This is a genomic window from Glutamicibacter sp. AOP5-A2-18, from assembly GCF_052446055.1.
Lineage (GTDB): Bacteria > Actinomycetota > Actinomycetes > Actinomycetales > Micrococcaceae > Glutamicibacter.
This window is the reverse complement of sequence record NZ_JBQSVW010000001.1, coordinates 2,269,178-2,280,459: the sequence shown is the minus strand read 5'-3', so window position 1 is coordinate 2,280,459 and position 11,282 is coordinate 2,269,178. Positions and strand designations below refer to the sequence as shown.

Genomic DNA, 11,282 nt, shown 5'->3' with positions numbered 1-11,282 from the left:
GTAATGCTGATCTGCCCGGTTTGAACAGATGGTTGAAACCTCAGAGCTAGGTTGCAGGGGGATAAAGGATGAAAGCACGGATTTTAGTCGTTGACGATGATGAAGCATTGTCGGAAATGATTGGTATCGTCTTGCAAAATGATGGCTTTGACGCCGCATTTTGTTATGAGGGTTCAGGCGCCTTAGCGGCCTTCCGTGAATTTAACCCAGACTTAGTCCTGCTTGATCTCATGCTCCCGGGCATCGATGGCATTGAGGTCTGCAAGCAGATTCGTGCTGAGTCCGACGTACCGGTGGTCATGCTGACCGCTAAGTCCGACACCGCTGACGTAGTTCGCGGCCTGGAATCGGGCGCGGACGACTACGTTCCCAAGCCATTTAAGCCAGCAGAATTGGTAGCGCGCGTGCGTGCTCGTCTGCGACCTAATGAAACCCACGCAGCCGAAACGCTACAGGTTGGCGAAGTCACTATTGATGTTGCTGGGCACCAAGTGACCCGTGGCAATCAAGCGGTTTCATTGACTCCACTAGAATTCGACCTCTTGGTCACCATGGCACGTAAGCCTAAGCAGGTCTTTAGCCGCGAACAGCTGTTGGAAGCTGTCTGGGGTTACCGCCACGCAGCAGACACCCGTTTGGTCAACGTTCACGTTCAGCGTTTGCGTTCAAAGATCGAGATTGATCCAGAGAAGCCTCAGATCATCCAAACCGTACGCGGGGTGGGATATAAGGCGGGTTCGGCAAGTTGAGTTCACACACGTCGACCGGTAAAGAGTTGGTTCCGCTCGACGTGTCTGCCCACTCTAGGCCGAAACGCTTTACCGTCGCTAAGCTTCGCTCGTGGATTTGGCGGCCTTGGACAGAATTGAAGCTGCGCTGGCAGCGGCATCTGATCTACCGCACCGTTATTTCCACGTTGCTCTTTACGACTCTTGCACTGTTGGCTGCTGGCGCGTTCCTTTCTAATCAGATCGCTTCCACGCTTTACGATGAGCGAGTTAACCAGATCTCTAAGGAATCTGAGCGCGGCCTGACTCAGGCCCGTTCCATCCTTGAATCTGCGTCAACTACTGACCGCGCCTCGACTCAGGCCTTGGTGAATTCCACCTTGGCCTCCCTCGAAGGTGACGGGGCCACCGTAGTGCGTGACTTTGTGCTCATGCCAATTGCTGGAGATCAAAGTCTCTACGTCGGTCCCATGGCTTCAGGGTCATTGACCACCCGCGTTATCCCGCAAGATTTGGCCGAACGTGTGGCCGGAGAACAAGGCATCTACTGGCGTTCTGTCGAACTTGGCAGTGCTGACCAGGCGCAGCCCGGGTTGGTTGTTGGTACAAAGGTCCTGATTCCGCCAGGCCGTGAGTACGGGCTGTACTTGGTCTATGACCTCTCCAGCGTGCAGGACACCCTGGAATTCATTAACCGTGCACTGTCTTTCACCGGTCTTATTTTGCTGGTAGTAGTTGGCTTTGTTGCATGGTCGGTGGCGCGAACCGTCGTTCGACCTGTGGCTGATGCCGCCTACGTTTCTGAGCGCATTGCCTCAGGCGACCTGGACCGACGAATGAAGGTAGCAGGCAAGGATGAGGTTGCCCGACTGGGCACAGCCTTCAACCATATGGCCCAGTCTTTGCAGGAGCAGATTACCCAGCTGAATAATCTCTCTGCCATGCAGCAGCGCTTCGTTTCTGACGTGTCCCACGAATTGCGAACACCACTGACCACGGTGCGCATGGCCGCCGAAGTTATTCACGATGCCCGCGAAGATTTTGATCCACTAACTTCACGCTCTGCTGAGCTGATGTACAACCAAATTGAGCGCTTCCAGCACCTGCTTAATGATCTGCTTGAAGTCTCACGCTTTGATGCTGGTGTGGCGGTCCTTGACCGAGAATCAACGGACCTGAACGCCATTGCCCGCAAAGTTGTTGATACTGCGACGCCAGTGGCCGACGAATACGGTTCGATCATCCGACTCAGCGCACCGGCCGAAGGCTGCGTAGCTGAAGTTGATCCACGCCGTGTAGAACGTATTATCCGTAACCTAGTGCTCAACGCTGTAGAACACGGTGAAAGCAATCCAATTGACATCACCATTGCTGAAAATCATTCGGCAGTAGCCTTGACCGTGCGTGACTATGGAATTGGCATGACTCCAGAAGCCAGCCTCCACGTATTCGACCGGTTCTGGAGGGCCGACCCCGCCCGTGCCCGCACCACCGGTGGCTCCGGGTTGGGACTATCGATTTCTATGGAAGATACTCGACTGCACGAGGGCCGCTTGGAAGCTTGGGGCAAGCCCGACGTGGGTTCGGTCTTCCGCCTGACGCTTCCCAAGTCTGAAGATCACGAGATTGATTCGTCACCGCTGCCACTGGAGCCTGCCGTATCTGAAGCCATCCTGAACACCACGGGAGACAGCTTCCCGTTGACTGGCGAGGTGCCCAAGATTGGTTACACACCGTTGATTCTTCCTTCCGAAGATGAACAAGCACACGACGATGTGGCCGATCCTCAAAGCAGCGTCCCGGAGTCCAAGAAGGAGAGAAACTAGTGAAAAACAAAGCCCTTTTCTTTCTTTCTTCGCTGCTCATCGGAGCAATGGCCTTTACTGGTTGTGCAGCAATTCCGCGCTCTTCCGGCGTCCAGCAAATCGAAGCTGGCGCGGAAGATTCCAGCGGCGAAAGTTATAGCTACGCGGCCGAAGGTCCAGCCGAGGGTGCGGACGCACGCGAAATTGTTGATGGCTTTGTTGAAGCTGGCCGCTCAGTTGCCGAGGACTACGCAGTGGCCCGCGAATATATGAGCACTGACTTGCGCAACACCTGGCGTGGCGATACCCAGACTTTGATCTACGAAGCGTTCAACGTGGTCAACGGTGCCGACGCGAATCAATACACAATTCAGCTAGAGATCACCGGGGAAGTAGACGCCCAAGGTATTCGGACTAACTACCCAAACCACACCACGCGTGCGGTAGATATTAAAGTAGCCAAGATTGATGATCAATGGCGGATCGTCAAAGCGCCTAACGGCACCATGCTCGAAGCCTCGACCTTCACCAAGATTTTTGCTGCACAAACCCTCTACTTCTACGACGCTAGCTACTCCTACCTTGTCCCGGACATTCGATGGTTCACCTCGGGCTCAGGAACCACCACCTCCATGGTTGAAGCGTTGCTCAAAGGCCCAGCCCCTTATCTGCAAAATGCGGTGGTGTCAGCCTTCTCCTCGGCGAGCCAACTGGTGCGCTCCGCCGTTCCGGTGCGCGACCGTGAAGCCACTATCGACTTGAACTCGGATTCGTTTACCGACACCACAGACAACACGTTGTTGTTGATGAAACAACAGGTTGAAGCGACACTGACCGGGCTATCATCCGTGGATTCGGTCAAGATGCTGCGCGAGGAAAACGACGTGAACCTGGCGTCTGATGATTCCAAGATCGAGCCGGCACAGATCAACCCGAGCACTCAAGATACGTTGATCGGTGTTTCCGATCAGGACTTGGTCTACGTCAAGGGACGCTCGATCATTCCCGTGGGCGGACTGCCCGACGTTTCTGCATACGATCCGCGTGACCCTGCAATGTCTCCTGTGGGCAATAGCTACGCCTTCCTCAATGACCGTCGCACCCAGCTGTGGGGGATTAACGACCAAGGCAAGCTTCGTCTAGAGCTCAGCGGTCAAGATTTGATTCAGCCGTCCATGGATGTCGCAGGCTGGACGTGGACTGCCGATAATGGGGCGAAGACCCCAATTATGGCAATCCCAGAAGACACCGCAGCTAAGGGTGAAGCCCGTCCAATTGACGTGGCCTGGCTCGAAGGCGCCAATATCGATTCTTTCCGAATTTCCCGAGACGGCGCACGTGCATTGATTGTGGCCAGTGAAGGATCTTCCACATCCGTCTACGTTGCGGGCATTATTCGTGACGCTGAAGGTGTTCCGCGTGGGCTGACCGACACTCCAATGAAAATCTATCCAGAGGTTCCGGTGAACACTGCGCTGTGGGACTCGGATAGTTCCATCATCGTAGCCAAGTTGGAAGATTCCGAGGCCGTTGAAGCTGCCCAAATAACCTTTGAAGGTGGAAGTGAACATTTGCAGCTATTGCTGGGAATGATTGGCATTGCCACCGGAGTCGGCGGAGGCCGCGAGGTCTACGCACAAACCAAAGAAAAGCTCTACACCCGTGTTGGTAATTCGTGGCACGAATTAGATGATTTCGCCCAAGACGTTTCATATCCTGGCTAAGCTGGCACTTATTCCACAATTGGTCTTGCTGCCCAGTCACGATGCTGTGCAACGCGCCTACGGTGAACCATGGGAACCTCGTGGAGCTGGTTGCGAACCATTGACAAATTCAGTCACCGAAGATCGGTGCGCTGGCTGAGCTTTGGCGGCCGGGAATTTTTGAATTTTCTTGTACCCACCAGTTGCGCGGTGTGCTCTCGGGCAGACTTTCGTCTGTGTCCAGAATGCCGCCGAGAAATACAATCCCAGCTCTTCTTGCCTCCGCTACCAGACGGGCACCATCACTATGTCGAGTTGCCATTACTGGCCAATCAGCTCTCGGTCAGTTCCTGCGGGATCTACGGCAAGGAACTGGCCCGCGCGGTCTTGGCGTTCAAGAACAAACAACGATATTTTCTTCGCGGTGTCTTTGCGCCTTATCTTGCGGCCGTGATCAACGCGAGCTGTGTCCCGCAACCAGGGCAGCTATCGACCTTGATTGTTCCTGTTCCGAGCTCCCTGAAAGCTGTTGGGCAACGCGGGTATTCCCCGGTGTTATCAATACTTGAACATGGAATGCGCGGTGGGCTGTACTCCGGGCAGCTAGTCTGCCGTTCTGTGCTGCATTACCGGGTCCGCTCAGCTTTTGGTGGGGCGCAGAAACTCAAAAGTGGGTCTGCTCGACGAGGCAGCAGGGAACATTTCATTGCCGAACGCGCGAAGGTTCCAGGACAGCCGATCATCCTCATCGATGATGTCCTCACGACGGGTTCAACATTGCGCCACGCCGCAATGGCATGTCATGAAGCCGGATATGACGTCACTCTTGCCGTTGTTTTGGCGCTGACTAAACCGCCAAATCAGGAGCCTGAACAGTGATTTCGCTGACCGCGATAGGAATTTTGGGCTCAGAGACTTGAATCTTCTGCGTGGTGGCCTAAGGTGAAGTATGGGTTGCATCACAGATGCAGCGAAAAGCCCATCTTCAGTCCGGAAGGATGGAATTTCCGGACTGTTGTGTCACCCGACTCCCTATTGGAGGACACCATGGAGCTGAACTACAGCGGACGCAATATCACCATTTCGGATCGTTTCCGTGAGTACGTGGATGAGAAGATAACCAAGGTTGACCAGCTGGCTACCAAGGTTCAACGCATTGACGTCAAGGTCCTCAAAGAATCACATGCCCGTGACCAGAGCACGGCATTGTCCGTTGAATTGACCGTTGTTGGACGTGGCCCCGCCGTTCGAGCTGAGGCTCGCGGAGCTGACAAGTTCGCCGCCTTTGACATCGCCTTCGCAAAACTTCTTGAACGACTGCGTAAGGCTCGGGACAAGCGTAAGGTCCATCGCGGAAACCACACTCCAGTGGCCGTGCACGAAGCAACCAGTACACTACCTACGGCCTCCAGCGACAAGTCGTTGGTTGAGTCCACTCTTGAGGCTCAGAAAGCTGCAGAAGTTTCCGAGACTGAGTCCGAGGCCGAGTACTCGCCAGTGGTCATTCGCCGTAAGTCCTTCCCAGCCGAAGTGATGAGCGTTGATGACGCAGTGGACCGCATGGAGCTAGTCGGGCACCCGTTCTACCTGTTCATCGATGAAGCCACAGGAGAGCACGCCGTGGTCTACGGCCGCACACAGTACCAGTACGGTGTGATCAGCCTTGACCCGTCACTAGAATCTGATCAAGAAGCCACCACGGAAACCCGCGGGTACCGTGACAAGGCATTAGTAACCGACTGAGGGTAAGTCATCAGCGCACAAACTACGTTGGGCGGCCATCGCGTCCTGAGCCTCAAACAGGCTCGCAGGATCGCGTTGGCCGCCCAAGGCCTGTCTCGTGGCAGGACCAATCAAGAGATTTCAGCACGAAAAATTATCAAGACCGTCCAATCCATCTCACAGCTACAGGTCGATTCGGTCAATGTTGTTCGTCGGGCGCACTACATGCCGCTTTTTGCCCGGCTAGGGGAGTACAACATTGAAACCTTAGACAAGGTTTTGGCAACACCGCGTAGCCCGCTGACCGAGTATTGGGCCCATGAAGCATCCGTGGTGAGCGCCGAACTCGTTCCAGATTTGCAGGTGTGGCAACGCCGTACCTGGATCGACAAGTCAGATAATTTTTCTTCTGAGCAGCATGATCTCTCGGAACAGGTACTTGAATTTTTGGCGAAGAATCCTGGATCGAGTGCCAGAGAAATCAGTCAAGCCTTGGACGTCGCGCCGACCGCATCCAAAGAACACTGGGGCTGGAATTGGAACGACACCAAGTACGTTACCGAGTCACTTTTTGCGCGGGCCAAGATTCTTACTCTGGGCCGCAACACCCAGTTTGAACGGCGTCACGCCTTAGCCCAAAACGTACTAGCGGCAACCGTTGACGTGAGTGAAGCTCCTCGGCAAGAAGCCCTGGAACGGCTCATCCACCGATCCCTTGAAGCCCAAGGTATAGCTACAGCGCATTGTGTTGCGGAGTATTTCCGTCTGCCAATCCGGGAAGTTAAAGCCACGTTGGCGCAACTAGCGATCGATGGCCATATTGAGCAGGTGCAAGTACCAGGGCTTAGCGAAGTTTGTTTCATGCCGCTGGGCACCAAAGTTCCCCGTAAGATCGAACAGGATTTGCGACTACTCTCGCCCTTTGATTCGATGGTATTTAATAGACGCCGTCTAGAACAATTTTTTGGCTTTGAGTATCGGATTGAAATCTATGTCCCTGAAGCGAAAAGACGGTATGGATATTATGTCTTTCCAATGCTGCTGGGGGATGAGTTCGTAGGTCGTGTAGATCTTAAAGCTGATCGTGCCCGCGGTGTTCTTCACGCCAAGAGTGTTCACTATGAACCAGGCTGGGAGAGTAGCGCCGAACTACCTTTACGCGCAGAACTTGAACGTATGGCTCGATGGCTGAAGCTGGAGAACATACAAATTGGCCTGTGAACGGCCTGTCCATCCTATTGTTGTTCGCTAGAAGAACAGCGGTCATCTACGGGAAATAGCCAGAAGCGCTGATTTCCTCACGTAGACTAAAGACGCCAGAAAATACTGTGCTTGAGATATTGGGAGCTACCACGTGGCATCATTGCTAGAACGTATTTTGCGTACCGGCGACAAGAAGACCTTAAAGGTTCTTCGTAAGTACGCCGACACAATCAATACGTTGGAAGTCGAAATTCGCGAACTTTCAGACGAAGAGCTCAAGGGCGAAACCGACAAGTTCCGCGAACGTTTGGCTAACGGCGAGACGCTGGAAGATTTGCTCCCCGAAGCATTCGCAGTGGTTCGAGAAGCGTCTGATCGTGTTCTTGGAATGCGCCACTTTGACGTTCAGCTGATGGGTGGAGCCGCCCTGCACCTGGGTAATATCGCTGAAATGCGTACCGGTGAAGGTAAAACTCTGGTGGCTACGGCGCCGGCGTATCTCAACGCCCTAAGCGGCAAGGGCGTCCACGTGGTCACCACCAACGACTTCCTCGCCCAGTACCAGTCCGACCTTATGGGACGCGTCTTCCGCTTCCTAGGTCTGACCTGCGGTTGCATCCTGGCCAGCATGAAGCCAGAAGAGCGTCGCAAGCAGTACGAAGCAGATATCACCTACGGTACGAACAACGAATTCGGCTTCGATTACCTGCGTGACAACATGGCATGGAGCAAGGACGAGCTCGTCCAGCGTGGCCACAACTTTGTCATCGTTGATGAGGTCGACTCGATCTTGATCGATGAGGCTCGTACCCCACTGATCATCTCCGGACAGGCTTCGGGCGACGTTAACCGCTGGTACACCGTCTTCTCGAAGATCGTCTCAACGCTCAAGCGCGAAGACGACTACGAAGTTGACGAGAAGAAGCGCACCATCGGTGTACTGGAATCGGGAATTGAAAAGGTTGAGGACTACCTCGGCATCGATAACCTCTACGAAGCCAACAACACCCCGCTGATCGGCTTCTTGAACAATGCCATCAAGGCCAAAGAATTGTTCAAGAAGGACAAAGACTATGTTGTAGTCAACGGCGAAGTAATGATCGTTGACGAGCACACTGGTCGTGCATTGCAGGGCCGTCGCTACTCCGAGGGCATGCACCAGGCTATTGAAGCCAAGGAAAGCGTCAGCATCAAGGCGGAGAATCAGACTCTGGCCACGATCACGCTGCAGAACTACTTCCGCATGTACGACAAGATTTCGGGCATGACCGGTACCGCGCAGACCGAGGCTGCCGAGTTCATGGGCACCTACAAGCTGGGCGTAGTGGAAATCCCTACCAATAAGCCAGCGATCCGTATGGATCAGTCCGACTACATTTACAAGAATGAAGTCGCTAAGTTCAACGCTGTTGTTGAGGACATCGCTGAACGTCACGCCACCGGTCAGCCAGTTCTGGTTGGTACCACCAGCGTGGAAAAGAGCGAATACCTCTCGCGTCTGTTGTCCAAAAAGGGCATCCGCCACGAGGTGCTGAATGCAAAGCAGCACGCCCGTGAAGCGGCCGTTGTAGCTATGGCTGGTCGCAAGAGCGGCGTGACCGTATCTACCAACATGGCCGGTCGCGGTACCGACATCATGCTCGGTGGTAACCCAGAATTCTTGGCAGTCGCTGAGATGGAACGTCGTGGCTTGAACGCAGAGAACAACCCGGACGAGTACAACAAGGTTTGGGACGAAGTTTTTGCCAAAGCAAAACAAACCGTCGCTACCGAATCCAAGGAAGTTGCCGAACTCGGCGGCCTTTACGTGCTTGGTACCGAACGCCACGAGTCCCGCCGCATCGATAACCAGCTGCGTGGTCGTGCCGGACGCCAGGGCGACCCGGGTGAATCACGCTTCTACCTGTCGATGACCGATGATTTGATGCGTCGATTCAACTCCGGCATGGCAGAGCGCATCATGAACAACCCTTCAATGCCTGAAGATGTGGCACTGGAATCCAAGATGGTTTCCCGCGCCATTGAGTCAGCACAGGCTCAGGTTGAGGGCGTTAACGCCGAACAGCGTAAAAACGTGCTCAAGTACGATGACGTGATGAACCGCCAGCGTGAAGCTATCTACGCTGACCGTCGAGCCATCCTCGAAGGTGGTGACCTTGAAGAGAAGGTCGGCCACTTCCTAGAGGACGTCGTCAAGGCCATGGTCTTGGAAGCCACGCAGGTGGGCAACCCAGATGAGTGGGAGCTCAAGTCCCTGTGGACTAACCTCAAGCAGCTGTACCCAATCGGTATCACCGTTGACGAAGTTGTTGAAGAAGCCGGTGGCATTGGCCACCTCTCCGGATCCTTCTTGGAACGCGAAATCCTTTCGGACGCGCAGTACCAGTACGAAGAGCGTGAAAAGCTTGTTGGTTCATCGACCATGCGAGATCTGGAACGCCGAGTGGTGCTTTCGACCATTGGTCGCAAGTGGCAGGAACACCTGTACGAGATGGATTACCTCAAGGAAGGTATCGGACTTCGTGCCATGGCGCAGCGTGACCCGTTGGTTGAATACCAGCGTGAGGGTTACACGATGTTCCAGACCATGATGGAAGGCATCCGCGAGGAAAGCATCGGTGCCTTGTTCAACCTTGATATCCCATCGGGTTCTGACGCCGTTGAAGAAGCAGCGCCTGTCGACGAATCAGCGAAGCCGAAGAACCTGCAGTTCACTGGTCCTGATGAAGACGGCGAAGCTAGCACCAAGCGTGCTCCAGCTACCAACGGTAAGAAGAAAAAGAAGTCCAAGCGTAACTAAATAAGTTCCACATCTGTGACTTGCCAACGTCCGTGCCATGGCTCAATCTTGAGAGCTACGGCGCGGACGCGGTCTTTAAAGCCGATGATGGCTGTGCATTCCCACGCCCCTGAAAAACAGTGATCCAGGTGCAAGGAAATGATTTGCCCATGTGCAGTGCCAGGTACTGGATCTACCGTGTAGCGGGAAGTCTCTAGTAGTGCCCTACGACGGAGCTTGTCGATGCAATTAGGCTCAACAACAAAGGCCAACTGGCTGACGCTGCGATAGCCAGCAACGATCTCAAAAACCGCACGGGCGACGGAGTACGAGATCTCAACGACAGCCCGACGTTCCGTTCGGTAGCCCTCGTTCCTACGGAAAATGTTGTCCATGGCCCTACTCAAATGGGCTGGACTATTGCACGGAGTTTCGGCGCTACCGCTTGGTGCTGAGCTTGCTTCAACACCAAAAGACGTGTCGGGGAATGCTGGGTCGTCGGAGAGTCGTTCCTTACCTAGGCTCCGTGGGGTGACGGTGATGGTGCTCATGATGACTCCTAATGATCATTGATGGGTGGTTGTTTCTTTGTGGTGCTAACGCGTGGGTGGAAGCTCTAGGACGGTACCGATTTCTAAGTGATCAGGATCTGGACCGATGACTTGCTCATTGGCTTTGTAGATTTGCGGCCAGTAGGTTGATATTTCTTCGGCAGTGGCCTGGGCTCCGAGGCGTTTGGCTGAAATGCTCCACAACGTTTCGCCTTCGGCAACCACCACCTCAGCTCCCGACTTTGCCGGCTCCCGCTTTGGCTGTGGGGTCTGCGAGATCAAGTTGTTCATTGGAACGCTGACTTGTTCGGGGAACCACTGAGCATTGGGAACGCTTCGTTGTTTAGGTTCTGATCGTTGTGGATCCACGTTCTTCTCTGCGCTTTCAACGGAGGCGTGGTTTTCCAGGGGAGTCACCGGCGCGGCGTTAGCCGCGACCGCGGATGAAAGAACGATTGAGGTCCCGAGCAAAGATTCGAGTACCTTGCGTGTGAATCGTGGAGCAACTCGTTGGAAAAACCGGATGGTAGGAATGTGGCGGCGGGCCATGGCCCAAATAAGCAGCCGACGTGCCCCGTAGTGAATTGCGTACAAGGTGGCTAGGGACAAGGTTGCCAGGCTGAGTAACAGCACCATGTATGAGCTCGGATCCGAGGTAGCGCTGATCGCATGGAAGTCGATGATCCAGTGAATGCCAACAAAAACGAGGACTGACCCCGAGACGGCAAACAACAAGAAGATGGCGAATACCCTCGACGAGCTCATCCAAATCACTTCCTTAGCATCTGTTT

General features: G+C 54.3%; 9 protein-coding genes. 7 read left to right on the top strand and 2 right to left on the bottom strand.

Annotated features, from left to right (window positions below):
- Positions 1 to 68 precede the first annotated feature (68 nt).
- From mtrA to secA, 7 genes are all read left to right on the top strand, one after another.
- On the top strand, positions 69 to 749 hold the full coding sequence (gene mtrA, locus ACT3RW_RS10915) for an MtrAB system response regulator MtrA (protein ID WP_131088585.1): 681 nt from the start codon (positions 69 to 71) through the stop codon (positions 747 to 749).
- Positions 746 to 2,554, top strand: a complete 1,809-nt coding sequence (mtrB, locus tag ACT3RW_RS10910) for an MtrAB system histidine kinase MtrB (protein WP_444613759.1) — start codon at positions 746 to 748, stop codon at positions 2,552 to 2,554. The genes mtrA and mtrB overlap by 4 nt, the downstream gene beginning before the upstream one ends.
- A complete protein-coding gene (locus ACT3RW_RS10905) occupies positions 2,554 to 4,257 on the top strand; it encodes an LpqB family beta-propeller domain-containing protein (protein ID WP_444613758.1) in 1,704 nt (567 codons plus the stop codon). The genes mtrB and ACT3RW_RS10905 overlap by 1 nt, the downstream gene beginning before the upstream one ends.
- A 255-nt stretch (positions 4,258 to 4,512) precedes the next feature.
- Complete coding sequence (locus ACT3RW_RS10900) at positions 4,513 to 5,115, top strand: ComF family protein (protein WP_444613757.1); 603 nt, start codon at positions 4,513 to 4,515, stop codon at positions 5,113 to 5,115.
- A 168-nt stretch (positions 5,116 to 5,283) separates the two neighbouring features.
- Complete coding sequence (hpf, locus tag ACT3RW_RS10895; RefSeq protein ID WP_131088581.1) at positions 5,284 to 5,979, top strand: ribosome hibernation-promoting factor, HPF/YfiA family; 696 nt, start codon at positions 5,284 to 5,286, stop codon at positions 5,977 to 5,979.
- Between the two features lie 27 nt (positions 5,980 to 6,006).
- Positions 6,007 to 7,179 carry a winged helix-turn-helix domain-containing protein gene (locus tag ACT3RW_RS10890; protein ID WP_444613756.1) on the top strand — a complete coding sequence of 391 codons (1,173 nt, stop codon included), beginning with the start codon at positions 6,007 to 6,009 and terminating at the stop codon, positions 7,177 to 7,179.
- A 133-nt stretch (positions 7,180 to 7,312) separates the two neighbouring features.
- The gene (gene secA / locus ACT3RW_RS10885; RefSeq protein ID WP_131088579.1) at positions 7,313 to 9,961 is read left to right on the top strand and encodes a preprotein translocase subunit SecA; all 2,649 of its coding nucleotides are present in this window, start codon (positions 7,313 to 7,315) and stop codon (positions 9,959 to 9,961) included.
- Here the strand turns inward: secA and ACT3RW_RS10880 are convergent.
- Positions 9,958 to 10,491 carry an Rv3235 family protein gene (locus ACT3RW_RS10880; protein WP_444613755.1) on the bottom strand — a complete coding sequence of 178 codons (534 nt, stop codon included), beginning with the start codon at positions 10,489 to 10,491 and terminating at the stop codon, positions 9,958 to 9,960. The genes secA and ACT3RW_RS10880 overlap by 4 nt on opposite strands.
- A gap of 45 nt (positions 10,492 to 10,536) precedes the next feature.
- Entirely contained in the window at positions 10,537 to 11,256 is a 720-nt protein-coding gene (locus tag ACT3RW_RS10875) for a LysM peptidoglycan-binding domain-containing protein (protein ID WP_444613754.1), read from the bottom strand.
- Positions 11,257 to 11,282: the final 26 nt, after the last annotated feature.